Origin of the sequence: Shewanella vesiculosa (genome assembly GCF_009994065.1) — a bacterium.
Lineage (GTDB): Bacteria > Pseudomonadota > Gammaproteobacteria > Enterobacterales > Shewanellaceae > Shewanella > Shewanella vesiculosa.
This window is the reverse complement of sequence record NZ_JAACSD010000005.1, coordinates 106777-130155: the sequence shown is the minus strand read 5'-3', so window position 1 is coordinate 130155 and position 23379 is coordinate 106777. Positions and strand designations below refer to the sequence as shown.

General features: G+C 39.9%; 23 protein-coding genes and 1 other annotated feature. Of the genes, 8 read left to right on the top strand and 15 right to left on the bottom strand.

From position 1 onward, the window contains the following. The first annotated feature begins 194 nt into the window (after nt 1–194). A complete protein-coding gene (locus tag GW828_RS05300) occupies nt 195–380 on the top strand; it encodes a DUF3545 family protein (protein WP_124017136.1) in 186 nt (61 codons plus the stop codon). Nucleotides 381–514: 134 nt separating this feature from the next. Here the strand turns inward: GW828_RS05300 and GW828_RS05295 are convergent, their stop codons facing one another. The 4 genes from GW828_RS05295 to thrA form a co-directional block, all read right to left on the bottom strand. Then, entirely contained in the window at nt 515–1057 is a 543-nt protein-coding gene (locus GW828_RS05295; protein ID WP_124017135.1) for a hemerythrin domain-containing protein, read from the bottom strand. 179 nt (nt 1058–1236) lie between these two features. Further along, nucleotides 1237–2520 carry a threonine synthase gene (gene thrC / locus GW828_RS05290; protein ID WP_273057693.1) on the bottom strand — a complete coding sequence of 428 codons (1284 nt, stop codon included), beginning with the start codon at nt 2518–2520 and terminating at the stop codon, nt 1237–1239. A 48-nt stretch (nt 2521–2568) separates the two neighbouring features. After that, entirely contained in the window at nt 2569–3528 is a 960-nt protein-coding gene (thrB, locus tag GW828_RS05285; RefSeq protein ID WP_273057692.1) for a homoserine kinase, read from the bottom strand. After that, nucleotides 3525–5993 carry a bifunctional aspartate kinase/homoserine dehydrogenase I gene (gene thrA, locus GW828_RS05280; RefSeq protein ID WP_273057691.1) on the bottom strand — a complete coding sequence of 823 codons (2469 nt, stop codon included), beginning with the start codon at nt 5991–5993 and terminating at the stop codon, nt 3525–3527. The genes thrB and thrA overlap by 4 nt, the downstream gene beginning before the upstream one ends. Nucleotides 5994–6720: 727 nt before the next feature. Here thrA and slyD point away from each other — a divergent pair. Both slyD and GW828_RS05270 read left to right on the top strand, forming a co-directional pair. Then, the gene (gene slyD, locus GW828_RS05275; protein ID WP_182742467.1) at nt 6721–7287 is read left to right on the top strand and encodes a peptidylprolyl isomerase; all 567 of its coding nucleotides are present in this window, start codon (nt 6721–6723) and stop codon (nt 7285–7287) included. A gap of 268 nt (nt 7288–7555) precedes the next feature. Next, a complete protein-coding gene (locus GW828_RS05270) occupies nt 7556–7933 on the top strand; it encodes a hypothetical protein (protein ID WP_182742466.1) in 378 nt (125 codons plus the stop codon). Nucleotides 7934–8230: 297 nt separating this feature from the next. Here GW828_RS05270 and trpR read toward each other — a convergent pair whose 3' ends face one another. After that, nucleotides 8231–8509 carry a trp operon repressor gene (gene trpR / locus GW828_RS05265; protein ID WP_124017129.1) on the bottom strand — a complete coding sequence of 93 codons (279 nt, stop codon included), beginning with the start codon at nt 8507–8509 and terminating at the stop codon, nt 8231–8233. A 267-nt stretch (nt 8510–8776) separates the two neighbouring features. Here trpR and GW828_RS05260 point away from each other — a divergent pair, with 267 nt between their 5' ends. Then, a complete protein-coding gene (locus tag GW828_RS05260) occupies nt 8777–9226 on the top strand; it encodes a c-type cytochrome (protein WP_124017128.1) in 450 nt (149 codons plus the stop codon). 390 nt (nt 9227–9616) lie between these two features. Here the strand turns inward: GW828_RS05260 and GW828_RS05255 are convergent, their stop codons facing one another. Next, entirely contained in the window at nt 9617–10282 is a 666-nt protein-coding gene (locus GW828_RS05255) for a cytochrome b/b6 domain-containing protein (protein WP_182742464.1), read from the bottom strand. A gap of 394 nt (nt 10283–10676) precedes the next feature. Here GW828_RS05255 and hpf point away from each other — a divergent pair, with 394 nt between their 5' ends. Beyond that, the gene (hpf, locus tag GW828_RS05250) at nt 10677–11030 is read left to right on the top strand and encodes a ribosome hibernation-promoting factor, HPF/YfiA family (RefSeq protein ID WP_124017126.1); all 354 of its coding nucleotides are present in this window, start codon (nt 10677–10679) and stop codon (nt 11028–11030) included. Nucleotides 11031–11154: 124 nt separating this feature from the next. Further along, nucleotides 11155–11276 (top strand) — a sequence feature (Phe leader region). Nucleotides 11277–11334: 58 nt separating this feature from the next. Next, nucleotides 11335–13281, top strand: coding sequence for a prephenate dehydratase (gene pheA, locus GW828_RS05245; RefSeq protein WP_182743164.1), 1947 nt, complete (start codon nt 11335–11337; stop codon nt 13279–13281). Nucleotides 13282–13400: 119 nt separating this feature from the next. Here the strand turns inward: pheA and GW828_RS05240 are convergent, their stop codons facing one another. The 8 genes from GW828_RS05240 to ffh form a co-directional block, all read right to left on the bottom strand. Then, nucleotides 13401–13745, bottom strand: a complete 345-nt coding sequence (locus GW828_RS05240) for a hypothetical protein (protein WP_124017124.1) — start codon at nt 13743–13745, stop codon at nt 13401–13403. A 293-nt stretch (nt 13746–14038) separates the two neighbouring features. After that, nucleotides 14039–15178, bottom strand: coding sequence for a bifunctional chorismate mutase/prephenate dehydrogenase (gene tyrA / locus GW828_RS05235; RefSeq protein ID WP_182698334.1), 1140 nt, complete (start codon nt 15176–15178; stop codon nt 14039–14041). 11 nt (nt 15179–15189) lie between these two features. Continuing rightward, a complete protein-coding gene (locus tag GW828_RS05230) occupies nt 15190–16281 on the bottom strand; it encodes a 3-deoxy-7-phosphoheptulonate synthase (RefSeq protein WP_124017122.1) in 1092 nt (363 codons plus the stop codon). 377 nt (nt 16282–16658) lie between these two features. Beyond that, on the bottom strand, nt 16659–17012 hold the full coding sequence (rplS, locus tag GW828_RS05225) for a 50S ribosomal protein L19 (RefSeq protein ID WP_011638365.1): 354 nt from the start codon (nt 17010–17012) through the stop codon (nt 16659–16661). Between the two features lie 33 nt (nt 17013–17045). Then, entirely contained in the window at nt 17046–17792 is a 747-nt protein-coding gene (gene trmD, locus GW828_RS05220; RefSeq protein ID WP_124017121.1) for a tRNA (guanosine(37)-N1)-methyltransferase TrmD, read from the bottom strand. A 15-nt stretch (nt 17793–17807) separates the two neighbouring features. Next, nucleotides 17808–18338 carry a ribosome maturation factor RimM gene (rimM, locus tag GW828_RS05215; protein ID WP_124017120.1) on the bottom strand — a complete coding sequence of 177 codons (531 nt, stop codon included), beginning with the start codon at nt 18336–18338 and terminating at the stop codon, nt 17808–17810. A 21-nt stretch (nt 18339–18359) separates the two neighbouring features. Continuing rightward, entirely contained in the window at nt 18360–18611 is a 252-nt protein-coding gene (gene rpsP, locus GW828_RS05210) for a 30S ribosomal protein S16 (RefSeq protein WP_124017119.1), read from the bottom strand. 229 nt (nt 18612–18840) lie between these two features. Next, entirely contained in the window at nt 18841–20214 is a 1374-nt protein-coding gene (ffh, locus tag GW828_RS05205) for a signal recognition particle protein (protein WP_124017118.1), read from the bottom strand. A gap of 283 nt (nt 20215–20497) precedes the next feature. On the opposite strand from ffh, the gene GW828_RS05200 reads away from it, so the two are divergent. Next, complete coding sequence (locus GW828_RS05200) at nt 20498–21286, top strand: cytochrome C assembly family protein (protein WP_124017117.1); 789 nt, start codon at nt 20498–20500, stop codon at nt 21284–21286. 153 nt (nt 21287–21439) lie between these two features. Beyond that, nucleotides 21440–22720, top strand: coding sequence for an HlyC/CorC family transporter (locus tag GW828_RS05195; protein ID WP_124017116.1), 1281 nt, complete (start codon nt 21440–21442; stop codon nt 22718–22720). A 60-nt stretch (nt 22721–22780) separates the two neighbouring features. On the opposite strand, the gene GW828_RS05190 is transcribed toward GW828_RS05195, so the two are convergent. Next, entirely contained in the window at nt 22781–23302 is a 522-nt protein-coding gene (locus GW828_RS05190) for an Mpo1 family 2-hydroxy fatty acid dioxygenase (protein ID WP_182722527.1), read from the bottom strand. Nucleotides 23303–23379: the final 77 nt, after the last annotated feature.

Sequence of the window (23379 nt, the reverse complement as noted above, 5' to 3'; positions counted from 1 at the left end):
TTGAGGGTGTTTTTTTATGTTCAGGATATGTATTTATTGATCATTTATTAACATCGTTAATCACTAGCTAAAAACATCAATATGAAGCACAAAAAAACAGCTGACATGTAACACTAATGAAACACAAGTGTTGCATCCTATAGCTGTTATATGATATTTATCTGCAGAGACATCATAATAAAAGGGAGGTTACCATGGATCGATTAGACTATGGTGGTGCGCTAGACGAAGTTGTTGAAAGACCAAGCCGCTCAAAAAGTTCGCCTAAAAAACGCAAATGGCGTGAGATTGAAGCCATTAAGGATAAACAGCGTTTGCTTAGGGAACTGCAAGATATTGATGATTCATTCGATTTTGATGTTAACACACTAGTGCTTTAATTGGGTTATATCACCATTAAAGCCTAACGATAAAATCAATTAAAAGAGCGCTTAATGCGCTCTTTTTGTTTAACAAAATCGTGTCAGATTAGGCATTGATAACTTTCAATATATCTTCATCAAAGTAAAACATTTTATTTATTGTCTGCATGCTCAATATAGGCACGTAAATCTTCAAAAACCGTTTTATTGCTGTCATTGAATAATGGGTCTTCAATTAAGCGTTTTTCACATAATACGGTGACTTTTTGCCAATCCTTTTCATCAAACACGTTAACAAAATTCGGAAACACATCCCGCTCTTCGTACTGCATATGCTTCTCTTGAAGTTCGATATATTCTTGCAGATCTTTAACAAGTTGATCTCGTGAAATCACCACATCAGATAAGATCATGTTCAAGCTATAAACTAACGCGCTAGATGCTTCAGCTAAACGATGATGTTCATTATACAACTGGCCACTATTTGCCTGGCCGGTTTTATTACTATAGTAATCGAAAATAATGTCTTCCAAAGGATGATGGCTGTGTTCTGCATAACTCTGCATGTACTCAACAATATCTCTAACCAGATTAAAATTGACTCCTTGGCCATCTGCCAATCGAGTCAATTTATTGGAAAGAATATTCAACAAAATAGCAATATGCTTATGGTCGTGCATTAAACGTTGCAACATAGTCTTCTCCCGTAATCTATTTACCAAACGATAATGTTTAAATAATAGTCAAAAATGCACTATTTACTAATCTACACTGGTATAAAGCTTTTGGGGTATGATTAAGATCATATTATTGAAATATAAAAAAGCACCTTATAGCGATCTAATCGATATAAGGTCCTAGATATTGCAAAAAACTATTTTAATACTGCAAACATATGTGACTTAAGCTGTTCAAAGTCTGCTGGTAACTGCGCTGACAAGATATCTTTTTGTGCAACTGCAGCCAATTCAGGAGGCAAGGACAAATTAATCGATAACTCACGGTCAACCACATCCTTAAACTTAGCAGGATGGGCGGTACCAAGAAATATACCGGTTTCGTTACTCTCCAGACCGATAGTTAATGCATGGGCTGCGATAGCGGCATGTGGCTCAGATTGATAGCCAGCCTGATATAACTGAAGCAATGCGGCACGAGTATCAAACTCTGAAAGTGCAACACCAGTAACCAATGATAGCGGCCACCCCATCTGCGCGCAAATAGCCTCAACACGAGGCCAGTTACTCGGTTCAGACACATCCATAGCATTTGACATGGTTGCCACTGTTTTATGCGGCTGCCATTCTCCGTCGACAAGGTAACGCGGTACAGTATCATTACTGTTAGTGGCGGCAATAAAGCGTTTAATGGGGAGGCCCATAGCTTTAGCAAATAAACCTGCGGTTAAATTACCAAAGTTACCACTGGGTACAGACAATACAATATCATCTTGTCCAGCTTGCTTGGCTTGCGCTACCGCTTCGAAGTAATAACAGATCTGGGCTAACAAACGGCTAATATTAATTGAGTTCGCCGAATTTAAGGCTAAATCTTCGCGAATATTGCTGTCATCAAATGCTTGTTTTACAAGATCCTGACACGCATCAAAGTCAGAGGTTACCGCCACCGTATGGATATTTTGACCTAAAGTAGTAAACATTTTTTCTTGCAGTTCACTGATTTTACCTTTGGGATACAACACCATCACGTTGACGTTATCTAAACCGTAAAATGCATCCGCTACTGCGGCACCAGTATCACCGGATGTCGCCGTTAAAATAGTCAGTTTTTTGTTTTCAGCAAGTAAGCCGATGCATTGCGCCATAAATCGAGCACCAAAATCTTTGAATGCTAAGGTTGGGCCATGAAAAAGCTCTAAACAAGCACGCTTGTCGTCCACCATAACGAGTGGCACATCAAAGGTAAATGCTTTATCAACCAGTGTATCTACACTGTCCTGCCCCAACTCATCGGCTAACCATGCACCCAACACTTTTTTACTGCGCTCAGCAAAAGGTAACGCCAATAATGCATCCATATCGGCTAACACCGGAATCGATGTTGGGAAAAATAATCCTCTGTCTTTACCTAAGCCAAGCTGGACGGCTTGGCTGAAGTTTACTACCTGCGATGGGTGTTTTAAGTTATATAATTCCATTGCGACTGCCTTTTAAATTTCAATATAAATAATGCTAAAAATTAAACGTTACACGCAGCGCGTGCCGAGTTGATCTAATTTACAAATATGAGCAAAGCCACCTGGCTCAGAGATATAATGCTCCATTAACCAAACTTTGGCTTTTTCTGCCGTGGCTAAATCGTCAGTCACACTAAACAGTGTTGGACCACTGCCAGAGATACCTGTTGTGAGCATGCCTAAGTCAGTTAATGCTGCCCGAGCATCCGTATAACCTGGAATCGCCGCGGCACGATAAGGCTCAGCTAAAACATCTTTTAGCATTTCAATCGCTAATACTGCATCTTGCTGATAACTTGCGTGAACAAAAGCACTCAAGTATCGACCAAAATCAATCGCAACCGATTTATCATATTGTAGAGGTAGTAATGCGCGCATTTTGGCAGTCGATAACGAGATACCAGGATACGCGACCACCCAATACCAATTGTCAAAGCTCGGGATGGTTGCACATGCTTGCTTATCAGAGTTAAGCATCAATTGCATGCCTCCTAAATAGCAAGGTGCAACATTGTCGTAATGCACACTACCCGATATTTTACCTTCAAATTCGCCCATCAAAGCTAACAAAGCTTGCTGGTCAAACGGCAGTCCAAAATGTTCATTTAGAGCATATAATGCGGCAACAACAGAGCTTGCACTTGAGCCTAAGCCACTGCCTACAGGAAGGTTTTTTTCTAGGCAGATAGTCACTCCATCATGTCTTTGTAATTTATCTAAAAAGAACTCCGCACATTGATAAACGATATTGTCTTTGCCGTCAGCGGGTAGCTTATGCGCCCATTCACCCACTTGACTATAACTGATGCCGCTAACCGCACTACTAATTATTACCCTATCACCCAGTAACGATCCATCGATTGGCGCTAAGGCAGCACCAAGCAAATCAAATCCCACCCCCACGTTGCCCATTGATGCAGGCGCATAAACCGTAAGCGTGTCTTGGCTTACCTTTAACGTTTGCTTCATAACCCAACCTCACGAGTCCAATTTAGGGTTCTTAGCACGTCTGCAAAGGCGCCAGCTGCTGTCACTTCAGTTCCTGCACCATACCCTCTTAACACGAACGGGATCGGCTGATAATAACGGCTATAAAATGCTAGGGCATTCTCGCCACCTTTAACACTATAAAGCGGATTAGTTGCATCCACTTCAATAATTCTGACATGGCATTGGCCTTCATCGATTTGGCCAACATAACGCAGTACTTTACCTTCGGCTTTTGCTGCTGCGACTCGGGCTGATATTTCTGCATCTAATGAAGGCAGATTAGCCATAAATTGATTTACATCACCAGAGTCATCAAAACCTACAGGCAATACCGACTCGACATGAATGTCCTCAAGCTCTAAAGGTAGACCGACTTCACGGGCTAAAATTAATACCTTACGCGCAACGTCCATACCGCTGAGATCATCGCGAGGATCGGGTTCAGTAAAACACTTATCACGAGCAATGGCTGTTGCTTGCGATAAGCTCATACCTTCATCTAACATGCCAAAGATATACGATAACGACCCAGATAATATACCGTTAAACTTATGTAGTTTATCTCCCGCGTACATAAGCTTTTTCAGGTTATCGATGACAGGCAAACCAGCACCAACCGTGGTTTCATATAAAAATTGACGGCGCTGAGTTAACGCTGTTTTACGCAGTTCTTGATAGTAAGCATAATCACGAGTATTAGACTTTTTATTGGGTGTCACAACATGGAAGCCGGCATTCATGACATCAAGATAACGATCTGACACTAACTCGCTCGAAGTACAATCAACCAGCACAGGGTTGAGCAATTGTTGTTCTTGACCCCACTGCAGCAACTTAGCTAAATCATATGGTTGACCTTTTTCGGCCAATAATGATTGCCATTCAGTAAGCTCAAAACCTTCACTGCTTAATATCATCTGACGAGAGTTAGCAATGCCACAAACACGAATGCTAATGTGCTGATCTTTTAGCATCGAGCCTTGTTGCTTAATTTGTTCTAATAAACCCGCCCCCACATTACCGCTGCCAACTAAAAATACATCGAGATACTGCTGTACATCAAAAAAGGCTTGATGACATGCGCCAATGGCATGTTTAGTTTTCTTCTGTTGGATAACCGTTGAAATAGAACGCTCTGATGAACCTTGCGCAATCGCAACAATATTGACACTGGCTTTAGCTAACGCGGTAAAAAACTTAGCCGCGACTCCCTTGTGGGTTTTCATGCCATCGCCGATCAGAGACACAATCGACAGGTCATGACGTAACTCTATTGGTTCAAGTAATTCACTCTTAATTTCTAGTTCAAACTCTTGCTCTAATGCCCATTTCGCTTTATTGGCATCTGAAGTGGCTACACAGAAACTGATACTGTACTCAGATGAGCTTTGAGTAATTAGAGATACTGAAATACCACTGCGAGAAATAACCGCTAATGTTCGGCTTGCCATACCAACCATGCCTTTCATACCAGGACCAGAAACGTTAAACATGGTTTGATTATCAAGGTTTGAAATCGCTTTAACTTGTAAACCAGTTTTATCATCGTCATTAGACACTAACGTGCCAGGGGCAGATGGATTAAAACTGTTTTTGATATAACAAGGGATATGATACTGAGCAATCGGTGCAATAGTTTTAGGGTGCAACACTTTAGCACCAAAATAAGATAACTCCATCGCCTCTTGATAGCTTAATTGTGATAATAATTTAGCATCAGCAACTACTCGCGGGTCAGTATTATAAACCCCATCAACGTCAGTCCAAATCTCACAACTAGAGGCATCTAAACAGGCCGCCAGCACAGCAGCGGAATAATCAGAACCATTGCGACCCAATGTCACCACTTTGCCATGAGCATCTGCAGCAGTAAAACCAGGCATAACCCATACGCGACATTGTTCAAGCTTAAGTAAAGCAAAGCGTAGTTTACTGACTGTGATATCAACCACAGACTCCAACGGCTGTCCGTGAGCTAAAAATAGCGCAACAGGATCAAGTTGTGCTGAAGTGATGCCTTTTGCCAACATCACTTGCTCCATTAATGCCGCCGACAATCGTTCACCTGTGACTACGATTTCAGCGCGGACACTGTCAGGGCATTCACCTAGTAATTTAATCCCATATAGTTTGTCTTGCCAAATTTGCATTTGTACGGCTAGTTTTTCAACCAGCAACTGATGCTGAGAAGACGTGATCAGTGATGCTGCGGCATCTGAAAAGAGTCCACTATAAACTGAACTAATATGGTCTAATACTGACTGGTAATCTTGCTGATTAACGGCAATATCGACCATTTCTAAAAGCGCATTGGTCACAGTGGCAGGAGCAGAAAGTACAGTCGCAACAGATTCCGTTAATGCAGTATCAGCAATAATGTCTGCCGCCATAGAAAAACGAGGCCAATTCGCTAGTGATGTTCCACCAAATTTCATTACTTTCATGTCAATCTCCATGTCACTAATAGAGTGACAACATTAAATTAAAACCAAATGATTAGAATTAAAACAAAAAAGCCCGCTTCAGATGTTAGAAGCGGGCTTGTTGTACAAATCTTTTAGGGTATAATCAGCCCGCCCCCACTATGGTAATAGTGGTGGTTGTAATGGTAGTAATTACAACGAGCATGAGGGTAAACATTTGATGATTCTCTTTTTATAATAAATGTTAACTGCTGATAATTATTGAATCAGATTCAACAATCTGATTTTCCTTGGCTAACAGAATCACTTTTTTTACCTAAGGTTGTCAACCCCTGCTTACAGTTTATTTACAAGTTATTTTTTAGGCTAAGTTGATTTTCTGAGTAAAGAGGTGTCATAGCGTCACAAGTCACTACTGGTAACGATAATCAATAGCGATTTCCCACCTTAACGTAAACGTCAACAGAAAAGGAAAAAACAATAAAATATAATAAATACAGTGCTATAGAATTAACAAAATGATTAAAACCCCAATAGTCGACTGTCGATAGAGATACCAGAAAAGTGAACGAGAAGCCTTTGCAACGCTATGACAAACATACTGATTTATTTTCAGCATTCAGGTAATTAAACCTGCAGCATAAGACAAAATACAAAAAGCTGTGATTGAATAAGCAAAAACTGATGTTAGCCATCGCAGCTTGATAGCAAAATACGCTATCATGCACACATCACAATTGGAGGCGATATGAAAATTACAAAACATGCGGCGGTCACTATTCATTACCGCTTATCTGATGAGCAAGGTTTATTAGTTGAAAGTTCATTTGAAAGTGAGCCTATGGTTTACTTACATGGTACTGAAAATTTAATTCCTGGACTTGAATCAGTTTTAGAAGGTAAAACTGTTGGTGAAACTATCGAGGCGAAAATCCCTGCTGAACAAGCTTATGGCGAATATCATCCTGGCTTAAAGCAAGAAGTTCCTGTCAGTGCATTTGGTGATGTCGAAGACATTGTTCCGGGTATGCGTTTTATCGCTGAAACTGAAATGGGCCAACGCCCAGTTCAAGTGATTGAAGTCAAAGACGATGTCATTGTTGTTGATGGAAATCATCCATTAGCAGGTCAGTCACTGCATTTTAGTGTTGAAGTCATTGCAGTAAGAGAAGCGACAGCTGAAGAACTTTCTCATGGTCATATCCATGCTGAAGGCGGTTGTGGCAGCCATGAGCACGGACATGACCACGGTCATGAATCATGTGGTTCAGAAAAACCTGGCTGTGATGGTAATGGCGGTTGCGGCTGTCGTTAATTCGTTACGCATAAATTATTTGATCAATAGACCTTATCTGGTGTTATGTTTAAAGTCTATTTGTCAGTAGAAAGATTGAAAAAACTCAAGGCATTGTCTATTAACTAGTCAGTGCCTTTTTATTTAGGTTATACTAACAGATTAGTAGCATTAATTTACTCGCATCAATTAGTTAGATTTATTGCAACTCCCTTTATGGATTATTTGGAGTGCAATCCTCACTAGTTGACTACCAATATAATAATTAATACGTAGCGACGGAGTGCTTATGTTAATTAAACCGCTATACGAATTATTACCTTTCTCTTACATGGTTATAGGCTGTGTCAGTATTTTTTTGCTTGAACCCAACTATGCCCTGATTGCCTCTGTTGTTGTGTATTTGTATGGTGCATATATCTATAACCTGAGGTCCAAAAACCGTCGCACTGATGCTAAACGTAAGAGAAAATCAGGCTTAATCCCTGAAACACTCTATGGATTGATGCCATTTATCTATGTGTTAACCGCTGTGAGCCTTTATCGCTTTTACCCTAGAGACTCCAGCACACTGTTTGCGTTGTGTTTAATCACTTATGGTGTTTATCTAATCTTGAGACGCTCAAGCTATCGTCACCACAGACTCCCGAGAAGCATCAGTCAATAAGCTGTATTGGTAAATACTGGATAAAATAGAACCGCTCAATTGGGGCGAGAAATTAGTTATCTCGTTATAATCTGAGCTAAGCACATTCAAGATAATGAAAGTAATTCGAATACCAATGAGCTGTGATCCTCCCCCAATTAGGCACAGTAAATTAATGAGACTATTTATTTGTGCTGGTCAATTTGATAATTCTAAAATTAATGATATGAATAACCATTGAACAGCAATGCTATCTGTTATCGATAACAAAAAAGCTCTGATAATATGATTAATAAAGAATATTTCTATCAAAACAAACTAGTCTAAAATTAACTTTTTGACTGAATCTCTTTGTTTTACTGACATATTTTTCAAATAATTTGAACAACGCGTAATGGTTGCAATACTGACCTGATGCTCTGCTGCGATTTGTCTTTGACTTAATTTCCCCGCCAATAAGGTTTGAAATACCTGTAAACGCCCAGAAACAGCGCTGCGCTCTTCTTCCGTTAATAATAATTGAAACAACACAGATAAATCATCTTCGTTAGCATGAGTTAAAATTTTTTCTACCACTAAATTCCAATTGGCACGCATTGTATTTCTCTTTATAGTAATGCCTAGACATTACAAGTGTATCAAGGAACTACGCAAATTAGCAAAACAGACGTTGATAAACATGTAATAAAACATATCGCAAAATGATAATGAAATTGTGTAGAATAAAGACTAATACACTGAAACTTAGCACTAAATATTTGGCTAAGTGGCAAACGTTAGAACACGCTAGCTTAATATTAAGCATGACTAATGAGTATTAGTGCTTATGGAACCGGTACCATCAACAAAAAGTGAAGGATAACGATGAAAAAGATATTACTAACAGTTGCGGTTACCGCAATGATGATTCCAGCAGTATTTGCGAATAATTTCAAAGAAACAGCTGATGCCATTGAATACCGTCAAGCTGCTTTCGGCTTAATTGCTTATAACTTTGGTGATATGGGCGCGATGCTAAAAGGTAAAAAACCTTTTGATGCAGCGGTGTTTAGTTCTCGTGCAGATAATGTTGCCGCACTATCAAAACTACCACATGAAGGTTTTATTGACGGTTCTGATAAAGGCGATACTGAAGCTCTTGCAAAAATTTGGCAAGATAAGGCTGACTTTGATAGCAAAATGACTGCATTCCAAGATAATGCCGCAGCGTTAGCTATTGCAGCTAAAACAAGTAATGAGAACAGTATTAAACAAGCTTTTGCTAACACTGGTAAAAGTTGTAAAGGTTGTCACGACGTTTACAAAAAAGACTAAAGTTACCTGGAGCTGAACAAGATTTAAATCGATTAGTTTAAGCAAGCAATAAGTCGTTCAGACCTGTAACCCAAAAGAGTAAAGCCCATGCATATGGGCTTTTTTATTGCTGATTAATGAGTTTTTGGTTCGATTTCGTTCGAGATAAACGTGAGATAATCAAGCGAGTGGAACACTACCTAGCAATCTAAGCAGCATTTCGCTCAACACAGAATAATACGCTTTTAACCTACACCTTAGGGCAATGTTTATTGGTCATATCTACTAGGGTATTGGCTTTTCATGTGAAATAACGACACAACAAAGCTCACAGCTTAATCACTGACAACTTCAACTACATACTAACAATTCGCAGCAAAAAACTAAAAATCAACAAACCCTAATATAAATTTATAAATAACTGACTACAGGTTCAAGCAACAACCACCATACACAGACAAATATGGCTAATACGATAATTAACGCTATCCAAGGCGAACGTAAGCGAGGTGGGGTTATCTGCTTGCTAGCCAGTTTATAACCACTAAACATTGCTTTAAGTATATTGTCACCTTTAGCGACATGGACAACTACCGCAATGATGTGAATCGCGGCCATAGCTAAAATAATATTGAAATTGGTTTTATGTAACCAAGTTAACCATCCTGCTATATCTGACGATACAAGATACATCAATGGACCTTCGGTAAAAATATCATCGGTAGCAAATAATCCGCTAATTAATTGCAGCATAATGATGCTTAACAATAAAATGACCATATACCCACCTAATGGATTATGGCCTATCGACTTGGGTTTAGGCTGTGCTTTTGCGTAAGCAATAACTTTTTTAGGTGCTACAAAAAAATGTGTAAACTTAGCGGTATCGCTTCCTATAAAGCCCCAAATTAATCTAAATATAATCAGTGTCATCAACAGGTACGCTAGTATCTGATGCCACTGCATTTCTCCTATTTCAGCTGTCCACCATAATCCGCCAACTAAAGACACCATGGCCCAATGAAAAAAACGGGTTGGAAAATCCCATACCTTTATTTTTTGTTGTTCTATACTCACTAATAACAGCCCTTATAAATTTGCTTATAAGTCGATTATAAGCCAATCAAAAATGAATTAAATCACATCATTAAGAGTATTGTGTTTAATGTGGGAAATATTTGCTCAGCAAAATAAGCATTTTGAGCGGATTACGGAGATTGAGGGCAGATGCTTGGCTGTTTTGTTTAAAATACCAGCAAAATAAATAATATATCATCAACTTATCTATTCAAATATGGCGCAATTTATACCGTACCACAAGTAGATTTTAATGCTTCTTATTGAAAAATGTCTAAGAGATCAAATAAGCTGTGTTCGATGTTTTTTGCCATCTAAAACGTGATCAAGATCACAATACTTATGGTTAATCTTGGTAATCTGGAGTTAAGCAAACAACAAGAAGGTTCTAAATATGCTGAAAATCACTAGCAAACAACTTGAAGTCACTGCCCTTATCCGTGAACGTATCGAAGGACGATTAGAAAAATTAAGTCGACATGATATTCAATTAATTAATCCGCACATTATTATCAATCAAGAAAAGCAGTTGTTTAAAATAGAGGCATCAGTTGGATTACCTAGTGGAGATTTATTCGCCCAGGCAAAAAGTGAAAACCTATACGCAGCGATAACTGCAATGGGACAAAAGCTGGAAAAACAGCTAAATCGCCTGACCCATAAACCCCAGGCTCAACGCCATGTATCATTACCAAATGACACAGAAAGCGAATTTGAGTATGTCTATAAGGAGGAAAACGCAGCTTGATGTTATTTATCTCTCACCAGCGCACCCTCGGGTGCGCTTTCTTTTGTCTGTAATTAACGCAAGTCTGTATTAATGAATAAAATTACATTGACAGCAGTCTGCTAGGGCTTTAGTTTTAACCCATGAACAAAAATATATTCAGCCTTTTTATTTTCTTTTTTATTCAGCCCACCCTTGGAGGCGGATTTTCTGTGTAAAAACGAAAATGAAAATTCTAAAGCCTCCCAAATGGGAGGCTTTTTTGTCTTATAAGCACTGCTGTATGAATCAATACACCAGTATGTAGCGTTATATTGAGGTCTATATGCAAAAACCACCCGCGTTAAGTCAAACTCGCGAACAGATCACTGCTCTTGATAAAGCGCTATTAGAGTTATTATCTAAACGCCGCCAATTAAGCTTAAATGTAGCTCGCAGTAAAGAAATTGATGTTAGGCCAATACGAGACACCCAAAGAGAAAAAGAACTGCTCGAAAGACTCGTGCTACAAGGTCGAGAACAAGGTCTTGATGCTCACTTTGTCATCTCCCTTTATCAAAGTATTATTGAAGACTCAGTGTTATTTCAACAAACCTATCTTCACGGCAGAGCAAATCCAGACACTCAAAAACAACAATATACTGTGGCTTATTTAGGAGCGAGAGGCTCTTATTCATACTTAGCAGCTAGCCGTTACTGCTCTCGTCGCCAAGTAGAAATGCTCGATTTTGGCTGTAAAAGTTTTGATGACATCGTTAATGCCGTCGAATCTGGTCATGCTGATTACGGCTTTCTGCCGATTGAAAATACCTCTTCAGGATCTATCAATGAAGTGTATGACGTGCTGCAACATACAACGCTATCGATTGTCGGCGAAACAACCATTGAAGTCAGTCACTGTTTACTCACGAAACCTGACAGTAAGCTAGCTGATATAGAAACTATCTATGCGCATCCGCAGCCAATTAGCCAATGTAGTCGTTATTTAAGCCAACATCCTAATATTAAACTTGAATATTGCTCCAGTAGTGCTGAGGCAATGACAAAAGTTATCGAAGCGAAGAATAACACTGTCGCAGCAATAGGCAGTGCAGAAGGCGGAGCCTTATATCAACTGATTGCAATGGAACAAGGTTTAGCAAACCAAAAGATTAACCAAAGTCGGTTTATCGTTGTCGCCCGCAAAGCCTCTGCAGTACCGTCTCAATTACCCGCTAAAACCACCTTAATCATGGCAACAGGACAAAAGCCTGGTGCATTAGTAGAGGCATTACTGGTTCTTAAAGCGCATAACTTGAATATGAGCAAATTAGAATCTCGCCCTATTCCAGGAACGCCATGGGAAGAGATGTTTTATCTCGACATTGATGGCAACTTAGCCACAGCAGAAGTTCAACAAGCGATTAAAGAGCTAGAACGCCTTACCCGTTTTATTAAAGTATTAGGCTGCTACCCCTGTGAAACGGTTAAACCAACCCAGCTATCGCAAGCCCAGCTATTGATTGAACCAGGCAGTTCAAAACAACAACCAATCAAGGCTTTACCCAATAGCCAAGCAAAGCATTCACGCGACTATAAATCACAAGACACTCAGTTATTTTGTCAACATTTACAAATAGGTGCCGGACAGTTTAGCGCATTACAGCAAATTAATTTGCCGATAGATAATACCGAACTAGCCACCCAAGCTAAGATTATCAAAGAATCAGGTTTTCAAGCTATTTTGCTCAACGATTTAAAGCAACAACTGAATGAACAAGAGCTAAAACAGCATGCACAAGTGATTGAGCAAGCCGGTTTAGTATGTATAATGCAAGTAGATCATGAACAAGAGTTTAGTATCGCAAGCCAATTAGCAGACATGTTAATTTTGAGCGGTAAACAAATGTATAACACCGACATGTTAACCTTAATTGGTTCAGTCAATTTGCCGGTGATATTAGAACGAAATACCATGGCTAGTGTTGACGATTGGCTACAAGCCGCCGATACGGTCCTTAGCCACGGTAATCAACAATTAGGCCTATGTGAGTCAGGAGTGCGAAGTTTTACTCATCCTGAGCAGTTAAGCCTCGATTTAGCGGGGCTAGTTGAAGTTAAATTACGCAGTCATTTACCCGTTATTGTTAATACTTGTTTTAGCAGTAATGCTGCGCTGCTGAGCACTAATGCGATTGCCGTAAAACAGCTAAAAGCCGATGGCATCATTATTATCCATCAAACGCAGTTGTCATATGCTGAGTTGCTCCACGATTTATACCAGATAAAATAAAACATCTACTATGAGTTAAAGGTTATCCAACTATTTTATCTTGAGCCGACCTTCACTCAAGCCAATAAAAATGCCGAGATGTTATCTCGGCATTTTGCTTCACTAGTCGCTTCTTTTACTTAAACGGCAAGACCATCATTAAGACTGATCCAGCCTTTGAAAATACGATAACTAAACCAACTAACACCTAGGATGTACATTGGTAAACTTAACCATAATGGACTTAACCAATAACCGGCAATAAAAAATGGACACAGGCCGATTATACTCATGCGTTGCCAGCGTAAATGACTACCTAGCACAGAATCTGGATTAATATTTTTCTGGATCAAATTAAACCAAAGGCTCAATAATACGGGAACAAAAAACAATGGAAAGGCACTCATTAAACCATAAAGAAAATGCCCTAAGGAATTATCTTCAACCTGTTGAATAGGCAGTGTATTCGATGGCATCATCGACATAGGGTTATCCTCCAAATGCAACTACGTTTACTGAGCTAACACGGTTTTATTACACTACAGTGCTAGTTAAACATAAGCTTTGTGTCACTATTTCGCAATATTTAGATTAATTAATAATGCTTCATTTAACAGCAATTCACTTCGACTCGGAATACAAAAAGACAGTAAAGAAATAAAAGTAAGTGATTTTACCGAGCCCTACACCACTGCATCTGTTTGTTTTCTACTGTTCAATACAACAATAATGATGGGGTAAAACAAATTTGAAAACGGTTTAGTACCCCAAATACAAGTTAACTGCTTTTCATATCGTTAACAGATTGCAACATGGCGCGACTTTCGTGTTGGAACTGAGGAGCAAAATCACCAAACCATTTTGCCACTCGCTGAAATTGCTCAACAAAGGCTTGTCTATTTCCAGTTTGCAACATGGTTAATGCATCACGATAATTATCAAGATAATCACTTATCGCATGTTGACTACCAGCTTGTGCAAATATGATATCGGCATAAAGCTCAGGATCTTGAGCAAATAAACGTCCAACCATGGCCAACTCTAAGCGATAAATAGGTGAGCTAAATTGCAGTAGGTTTCCAATATCAGCTTCTTCTTTACACAGGTTGACACCATATACAAAGGTTGAAAAGTGACGCATAGCTTGCACTAGTTGCATGGCTTTATCATGACGTTCGGCTTCAGCTTCGACAATACGAGCCCCCCAAATCTCAATCTGCTGTAGCAACCATTGGTAGGCCTCTTGATGACGACCATGACACACTACCACCACTTGTTTAGCAAGACTGCCAACATCAGGACCAAACATAGGATGTAGACCAACCACTGGACCGCTATGGGCTGCTAACATTGCTGCTACGGGCTCTTCTTTAATTGAAGTAAGATCAGCTAAAATACAATTGTCAGGTAACTGAGTTAATTTTTCTCGAATAACCTCGCAAGTCACATTTATAGGCACGGTAACAATCACCAGTCCAGCACCATCAAAAATAGCTGCGGCCTCTTGCCAATCATTTTTATCGATACTTTTAACTTCATAACCAGAAAGAACTAACATCTGGCTAAATAGCTGTCCAAGTTTGCCCTGACCACCGACTATCACCACATGACCCAGATCTTGTTTAACCTGCTTGAAACCAACATCTTTCTCATTTAAATAAGATTCACGCATAAGCCGGCGTAATATATCTTCAATTAACTGTGGTGAAATGTTCATGCTTTGCGCTTCATTTCGCCGCTTTGCTAACATGGAGGCTTCACGTTGTGGAGCATAAATAGGCACACCAGCGGCATGTTTTACTGCGCCAACTTGTGCAACTAAATCAAGGCGTTTACGTAATAAATGCAGTAATTGTTGATCAACGCCATCAATTAAATCACGAAGATGCTCTAGGCCTGCTGTGGTTTTTTCATTCATCTGTTTATCCATTAACCGTTGACGACCTGCAGCGAATCAAAACGTGTTGGTAACACTACAGACAACTGGTTAGCGCCTTGTCTTAAAATAGTTTCAGTGGTTTCCCAGTCAATGCAGGCGTCAGTAACAGAAACACCATATTTTAGCTCTGCTAAGGGTTTATCCGAACTCTGATTACCTTGATTGAGGTTACTTTCAAGCATAACACCGATGATAGATTTATTACCTGCTTCAATTTGATTAAATACATCTTCACAAACGTTTTTTTGACGTAAATGATCTTTTGATGAATTACCGTGACTACAGTCAATAACTAACCGAGCACTGAGCTTGGCTTTATGAATTTGAGCCTCACTTTCAGCAACACTGTGCGCGTCATAATTAGGTGATAAGCCACCACGTAAAATAATATGACCATCAGGGTTACCAGCAGTTTGTAGTAATGACACTTGGCCCTCTTGGTTAATCCCCATAAAGCGATGACTACTAGCAGCAGATTTAAGTGCATTAATAGCCACCTCCAATTTGCCATCGGTACCATTTTTAAAACCAACAGGCATTGATAGACCAGAAGCCATTTCACGATGAGTCTGAGATTCAGTGGTTCTTGCGCCAATAGCTGACCAAGTAACTAACTCAGACATATACTGCGGGCTTATCGGATCAAGTGCCTCAGTAGCAATGGGTAGTTCAAGCTCAGCAAGCCAAATCATCAGCTCACGAGCCATTCTAAGCCCTTTCTCTACATCAAATGACTCATCCATATCAGGATCATTAATTAAGCCCTTCCAGCCCACTGTTGTACGAGGCTTTTCGAAATAAACTCGCATTAAAATGTAAAAGTCATCGCTGAGCTCATCATGTAACTTTTTAAGTTTTAATGCATACTCTTTTGCTGCTGCAATATCATGAATAGAACAAGGTCCAGTGACCACAAGCACGCGATTATCCCGTTTATGAACAATATCTGATACTTGCTTGCGTGCATTAAGGATATATTGATAAGCATGAGTTGATAATGGTAGTTCTTGCTTTAACTCTGCAGGAGTGACTAGCACTTGCTCTGAACTAATGTGCACATTATTAATGGTATCTTGTTGCATACTTATCACTCTCTTTTGACGACAGACCTAAGGTCACTAATAGATTAATATTCTAGATATCTGATGGCTAAACTCAGTAACACTGTAACGCTACACCATTACAAGTTAAAAGCAACTATGCCTGTGCCATGGCATTAGGGCAAGGGTTATTTATACAAAAAGTTAAAAATCATTTAATCGATGATTTTTTATACAAAACGATACATCTAAACGACATTAATTACGGGATCCGCTTATATCTTATTATGGTTAGGTCACTCTTATCGCTAACCCGGAACTGTTTTTGATCTTTACTTTTTTAAAGCGCTACAAACAAAAACCCGCCTTTCGGCGGGTTGTTGTGCGAACACTGCATCTTTATTCTGTATCGGTAACTATTACTTAGTTGCCAATTTTTCACGGATACGTGCAGACTTACCTGAACGCTCACGTAAATAGTACAGTTTAGCACGACGTACACGACCGCGACGCTTAACTTCGATGCTAGCAATTAACGGGCTATGCGTCTGGAAAGCACGCTCAACACCTTCACCATTAGAGATTTTACGTACTGTGAATGCTGAATGCAGACCACGGTTACGCTTAGCGATGACCAAACCTTCAAAAGCCTGAAGACGCTCTTTTTCACCTTCTTTAACACGTACTTGAACTACTACTGTATCACCAGCACCAAAATCAGGTACATCTGTTTTCATTTGCTCATCGTTGAGCATTTTAATGATGTTGTTCATAATTACTCCATCCTAGTAATAACTGAGCGTTGACTATGCGGACTTGTCCGTTTCATTCACGAACTGCGCTAATAAAGTCGATTGTTCGTCAGTCAGAGCTAGATTTTCAAATAATTCTGGCCGTCTCAAAAAAGTTCTTCCGATACTTTGTTGTAAACGCCAGAGTCTAATTTTTTCGTGGTCACCGCTTAACAGCACTGCGGGTACGTCAAGACCATCCAATTGTTCAGGGCGAGTATAATGAGGACAATCCAGTAGGCCGTCAGAGAAAGAATCTTGCTCTGCTGACGCTTGCTTGCCAAGTACACCAGGTACTAAACGAGCCACTGAATCGATTAATGTCATTGCCGGTAACTCGCCACCCGAAAGTACGTAATCACCGATAGACCATTCTTCATCTACTTCAGTTTGAATAATGCGCTCATCAACACCTTCGTATCGACCACACACTAAAATCAAACTCTCTGATTTAGCTAACTCAGTAACGCCTTGCTGATCCAGCTTGCGTCCCTGAGGAGACAGATAAATCACTTTTGCCCTATCACCTGCGGCAGCTTTTGCCGCATGGATAGCATCACGCAAAGGTTGCACCATCATCAACATACCTGGTCCACCACCATAAGGGCGATCGTCTACAGTATTGTGTTTATCATGGGTGAAATCACGAGGATTCCACGTTTGCAACTCAAGCAGGCCGTTTTTCACGGCTCGACCCGTAACCCCAAAGTCTGTAACAGCACGAAACATCTCTGGAAACAGGGTTATTACCCCTAACCACATATGTTGTACCTCGACTTAGAAGTCAGGATCCCAATCCACTAAAATCTGTTTCCCTTGCAAATCCACCTGTTTGATGAACTGCTCAGGGACAAAGGGGATCATACGTTCCGCTTTGCCGAAGGCATCTTTGGCATTAGCTTTAACTAGTAGTACATCGTTTGATCCTGTTTCCACGATCTGTTCAACAATACCCATGTTATAGCCGTTTATATTGGTCACTTCGCAGCCGATAAGATCACGATGATAGAATTCACTGTCATCCAATTCTTTCATTTGCTCAGACTTGATAGCAATCTCACAATTTGTGAGCATTTGCGCATCTTCTCTGGTAGCAACACCCTCAAGTTCAGCCACAACAGCTTTACCTTGAAAACGCCACTGAGCAACCTTAACTTCACGCCAAACGCCTTGTTCTTTTATAAGCCAAGGCGAATAATCGAAAATACCTTCAACAGAATCGGTATAGGAAGTGATTTTTAGCCAACCTTTAATACCATGACTGGAGCCTAACTTTCCCAGTACAACTAGCTCTTGGTTACTACTCATCTATCTATACCTTATACGCAATTAAGCAACAGCTTTACGCGCGTCTTTGATCAGTTTTGCAACACGGTCAGATGTTGCAGCGCCAGTAGCAACCCAGTGCTCAACACGATCAAGATCTAAACGTAATGTTTCTTCTTGGCCACGAGCCAATGGATTGAAAAAACCTACACGTTCGATGAAACGACCGTCACGAGCATTGCGGCTATCAGCAACAACGATATTGTAAAATGGACGCTTTTTTGCGCCGCCACGAGCTAAACGAATGGTAACCATGCGTTTTATTCCTCTAATGATTTGCTAGAAGCAAAAATAAAAACTGGAACTCCGTGTTCGCAAAGAGTCCCAGAAAGAAAGCCGGAAGATTTTACCTGACTTTTGAACTAATGCAACCAAAACTGATGATTTTTAGCTCACCCGTTTTGTTGTAATAAAGTCAAAAATATAACCTAACCAACTGATTGAATTTAAAATTAACTAATTTAGCACTCGAAAGATGCTTATATTATCGACCCGGAAACTTCATTCCAGGCGGTAACATTCCACCCATTCCACGCATCATCTTCTTCATTCCACCTTTTGCAGACATCTTTTTCATCATTTTCTGCATTTGGGTAAATTGCTTTAATAAGCGGTTTACATCTTGAATTTGAGTCCCAGAACCGCCAGCGATTCTACGTTTACGCGACCCTTTAATCAAATCTGGGTTTTTACGCTCTTTGGCGGTCATCGAATTAATGATGGCTTCCATTTGTCCAGTCATCTTACCGTCTTGAACCTGAGCTAATGCTTCTGGTGGTAATTGACCCACACCAGGAAGCTTCTCAAGCATGTTCATCATTCCACCCATGTTTTTCATTTGCTGTAATTGCTCACGAAAATCTTCTAGGTCGAAACTGCCACCTGATTTTACTTTTGAAGCCAGTTTCATCGCTTTGTCTTTATCGACACCGCGTTCAACTTCTTCAATTAATGACAATACGTCACCCATACCGAGAATACGCGAAGCAATTCGGTCTGGGTGGAAAGGCTCTAATGCATCGGTTTTTTCACCAACACCTAAAAACTTAATCGGCTTACCGGTAATACTGCGGATAGATAAAGCAGCACCACCGCGAGCATCACCGTCAACTTTGGTTAAGATAACCCCCGTTAAAGGCAAAGCTTCATTAAATGCTTTAGCCGTGTTGGCCGCATCTTGCCCTGTCATGGCATCGACGACAAATAATGTCTCGATTGGGTTTACAGTAGCATGCAGCTGCTTGATTTCATCCATCATGGCTTCATCAACATGCAGTCGACCTGCTGTATCGACAATGACCACATCAATGAATTTTAATTTTGCATAAGTGATTGCTGCTTTAGCAATATCAACTGGCTTTTGGCTCACATCAGACGGAAAGAATTCAACGTCGACTTCAGTAGCTAATGTTTCAAGTTGTTTGATTGCCGCAGGACGATAAACATCCGCACTGACCACAAGTACCGATTTTTTATGGCGTGTGCGTAAAAACTTACCTAATTTGGCAACCGAGGTCGTTTTACCTGCGCCTTGAAGACCCGCCATCATGATTACAGCTGGAGGAATGGCCGCGAGATCGAGGGCTTCATTCGCCTCGCCCATGGCTTTTTCAAGTTCGTTTTGAACAATTTTGATAAAAGCTTGCCCTGGGCTTAAGCTTTTTGACACCTCTTGACCCACAGCGCGTTCTTTTACGCTGTTAACGAAGTCTCTAACAACAGGTAAAGCGACATCCGCCTCAAGCAGCGCCATACGCACTTCACGCAGAGTTTCTTTAATGTTGTCTTCTGTTAAGCGACCACGGCCACTAATATTTTTTAGTGTGCGTGACAGTCTGTCAGATAAATTCTCAAACATTGAGCGGCTCTTTTAAGCATAACAATAATTGCGCCCATTATACCCAAGCCACTCTAAATTACGATACTTGCAACGAGAAGAACTCAAACACTAGCCAATTTTGTACAAAATAATTATCGAAAACGCGATGAAACTGTTAAATTTTGGGTCTTAGGTCACTGCCATGTTAGGCCGTGATCATGTTAATCTAATACAAATAATGAAAAGGTCATGCTTTAATAGTATTGTTCATTACTCAGGCGCAGTTTTTTCAGCATTAACGACTAAGATAGGTTGATTCTAAATGGTTATTTTTTCCGCGGCAGCCATGCTTTTTTATTGTTTAGCATTGGTTTTAGTAACGAGCCGACTTTTTCATGTTGAAGGGCCTAATCGTAAGGCCGTTATGGTGGCTTCTGGTATTGCCGTCATCATGCACGGGTTTGCGCTTTCGAATGCAGTGTTTACCGTCGATGGACAAAACTTTAGTTTAACTAATGTTATCTCCTTGGTTAACTGGATTATTGCATTAACGTTCACTATCACAATGCCTCGACTTAAAGTCATCATTGTTGTACCCGTTGTGTATGCCTGTTCAATTATCTCTGTAGCACTTCTATGGTTAGTGCCACCGCAGTTTATTACTCACTTTGAAATACACCCGGAGCTCCTAGCGCATGTAGTATTATCATTAATGGCCTACAGCGCATTGATGATAGCGGCTATGTACGCCATTCAACTGTTATTCATCCAGAATAAACTGAAGAAAAAACAGATGATGATGAGCCCTGCTATGCCGCCATTAATGACGGTAGAAAAACAGCTTTATCATCTAATCATTATTGGATTTATTTTACTGAGTTTATCGCTGGTAACCGGCTTTATCTTTTTAGAAGATATGTTCGGTGACGGTAAAGGGCACAAGGCCATATTATCAATAATCGCTTGGGTGGTTTACGCTGTTATGTTGTGGCAACAATATACTGTCGGCTGTAGGATCCGCACCGCAGTGATTTACAGCTTATCTGGCGCGAGTTTACTTTCACTTGCATATTTTGGTGCAAGGATTGTTAAAGAATTGATATTAAACTAATTTTAATTACTTTTAACGTGTATAGCCTAATCTATACAATTTAAAAATAACCGAGATAACTTGACTCTAACGGCCAATAATAAATAATGGCCGTTAAATTAATGACAATTTGGCCTTTAGGCCAATTTCACACTACTTCATGGGGCCCCTTTTTTGGACGCTATATCTACCAGCGCACTCCTTATTTTCCTTTTGGTTTTAATCGTGATTTCTGCTTATTTTTCTGGTTCAGAAACCGCAATGATGAGCCTCAACCGATACCGCTTACGACACCTTGCATCCAATGACCATAAAGGCGCTATACGAGCCTTAAAGTTACTCGATCGCCCTGATAGGCTTATTGGGCTTATCCTTATAGGTAATAACCTGGTCAACATCCTTGCCTCAGCCATTGCCACTATTATTGGTATGCGCTTGTTTGGTGATATGGGTGTTGCGATTGCTACAGGTGTACTCACAATTGTGGTGTTAGTGTTTGCTGAAGTTACCCCTAAAACATTTGCCGCCTTGCATCCTGAGCGCATTGCCTTCCCATCTAGTATTTTATTAGGTTGGCTATTAATTTTATTGTCGCCTTTTGTTAAAGCAATCAATTTAATTACGTCGCTATTTTTACGCTTGATGGGCATCAAAACTGTCAAAACAAGTGATGCATTAAGCCAAGAAGAGCTGCGCACTGTTGTTCATGAAGCGGGAGCCTTAATCCCACAGCGTCACCAAGAGATGTTACTGTCAATTTTGGATTTAGAAAAAGTCACAGTCGAAGACATCATGATTTCACGTTCAGATATTTACGCAATTAACGTTAATGATGATTTCAGATTAATTAATAAGCTCGTGGTTCAAAGTCCTCATACTAGAGTATTAGTGTATCGCGATAATATTGATGATGCCGTTGGCTTCATTCATTTGCGTGATGCATTACGTTTGCAATCAAAACAGCAATTTAGTAAATCATCATTATTACGCGCAGTAAAAGAGTTGTACTTCATTCCAGAGGGCACCCCACTAAACGTCCAGTTGACTAATTTCCAACAAAATAAAGAGCGTATTGGCTTAGTTGTTGATGAGTATGGTGATATTCAGGGATTAGTGACATTAGAAGATATTCTGGAAGAGATTGTTGGCGATTTCACTACCTCAATGATGACCACTGCCAGTGAAGACATTAATATTCAGCAAGATGGTAGTTTCTTAATTGATGCCACGATTAACATTCGAGACCTGAATAAAGAAATGAAATGGAACTTACCCATAGATGGTCCTAAAACATTGAACGGTTTAATCATTGAGTTTCTTGAAGATATCCCAGCTGTAAACACCAGTTTGCGGATCGTTGATTACCAAATAGAAGTCATCGATGTGGCGGATAACATGATTAAGACTGTCAGAGTGTTACCGACTAATTTAGAGTTAATTGAAGATACCGAGTAAACTCCAATCGATAAAAAAGGCGCTAATAGCGCCTTTTTTATGACCATTAATTCATCCACATTAGTTGGAAAGTTTAGCTTCTAATGCTCGGCGCTTTTCACGTGCAATGGGAGTGATTTGTGCCGCTAAGTCTTTTTCTAAACCCATCATAAAATATAACTCTGCCATTAAAAAAAATGGCCCTATCAGAAGTTGATTAAGATCATCCATAAAAGCAGGCTTAGCCTTTTCATAATGATGACCAATAAACTGCATCACCCAGCCGATAACAAAAATACTGATGGCAATAATAAACGGGTGTGAAGTATGAACAACCTGCTCACTGGTGTATAGCACAGGCAGAATAAATAACACTAAACCAAGCGCCAGTCGCATGTGAAGCGCCATGTAATAGCCCAACACCAACACTGTTAATATCATCGCTACACTGATTTGATAATCTTGCCAGTCAAAACGAATGGTCCCCAGCATTAAAAATGCTGACCAAATAATCATCGGAACGCCAATAAAGTGGGTTTTAATATTTTGCGGATTTAAATGCACACTTTTGTAAGTTGAAAGTTGTTCTACTGCAGATTTCATTTTAAGTCTCTTTAATTGTTGTTATCTTGTTAATTTACTCCAATTAGGCCGATTTTAAAAGACCACAAAAAAAGGCG

Coding starts and splice junctions, on each gene's coding strand:
- rplS (WP_011638365.1), bottom strand. CDS start 17,012: ATGAACAACATCATTAAAATGCTCAACGATGAGCAAATGAAAACAGAT.
- rpsP (WP_124017119.1), bottom strand. CDS start 18,611: ATGGTTACCATTCGTTTAGCTCGTGGCGGCGCAAAAAAGCGTCCATTT.
- trpR (WP_124017129.1), bottom strand. CDS start 8,509: ATGCGTGCCAATTGGAATTTAGTGGTAGAAAAAATTTTAACTCATGCT.
- pheA (WP_182743164.1), top strand. CDS start 11,335: ATGCAAAAACCACCCGCGTTAAGTCAAACTCGCGAACAGATCACTGCT.
- GW828_RS05200 (WP_124017117.1), top strand. CDS start 20,498: ATGGTTATTTTTTCCGCGGCAGCCATGCTTTTTTATTGTTTAGCATTG.
- tyrA (WP_182698334.1), bottom strand. CDS start 15,178: ATGAATGAAAAAACCACAGCAGGCCTAGAGCATCTTCGTGATTTAATT.
- rimM (WP_124017120.1), bottom strand. CDS start 18,338: ATGAGTAGTAACCAAGAGCTAGTTGTACTGGGAAAGTTAGGCTCCAGT.
- GW828_RS05300 (WP_124017136.1), top strand. CDS start 195: ATGGATCGATTAGACTATGGTGGTGCGCTAGACGAAGTTGTTGAAAGA.
- GW828_RS05190 (WP_182722527.1), bottom strand. CDS start 23,302: ATGAAATCTGCAGTAGAACAACTTTCAACTTACAAAAGTGTGCATTTA.
- GW828_RS05295 (WP_124017135.1), bottom strand. CDS start 1,057: ATGTTGCAACGTTTAATGCACGACCATAAGCATATTGCTATTTTGTTG.
- thrA (WP_273057691.1), bottom strand. CDS start 5,993: ATGAAAGTAATGAAATTTGGTGGAACATCACTAGCGAATTGGCCTCGT.
- thrB (WP_273057692.1), bottom strand. CDS start 3,528: ATGAAGCAAACGTTAAAGGTAAGCCAAGACACGCTTACGGTTTATGCG.
- GW828_RS05270 (WP_182742466.1), top strand. CDS start 7,556: ATGTTAATTAAACCGCTATACGAATTATTACCTTTCTCTTACATGGTT.
- slyD (WP_182742467.1), top strand. CDS start 6,721: ATGAAAATTACAAAACATGCGGCGGTCACTATTCATTACCGCTTATCT.
- GW828_RS05260 (WP_124017128.1), top strand. CDS start 8,777: ATGAAAAAGATATTACTAACAGTTGCGGTTACCGCAATGATGATTCCA.
- ffh (WP_124017118.1), bottom strand. CDS start 20,214: ATGTTTGAGAATTTATCTGACAGACTGTCACGCACACTAAAAAATATT.
- hpf (WP_124017126.1), top strand. CDS start 10,677: ATGCTGAAAATCACTAGCAAACAACTTGAAGTCACTGCCCTTATCCGT.
- GW828_RS05240 (WP_124017124.1), bottom strand. CDS start 13,745: ATGTCGATGATGCCATCGAATACACTGCCTATTCAACAGGTTGAAGAT.
- GW828_RS05230 (WP_124017122.1), bottom strand. CDS start 16,281: ATGCAACAAGATACCATTAATAATGTGCACATTAGTTCAGAGCAAGTG.
- thrC (WP_273057693.1), bottom strand. CDS start 2,520: ATGGAATTATATAACTTAAAACACCCATCGCAGGTAGTAAACTTCAGC.
- trmD (WP_124017121.1), bottom strand. CDS start 17,792: ATGTGGTTAGGGGTAATAACCCTGTTTCCAGAGATGTTTCGTGCTGTT.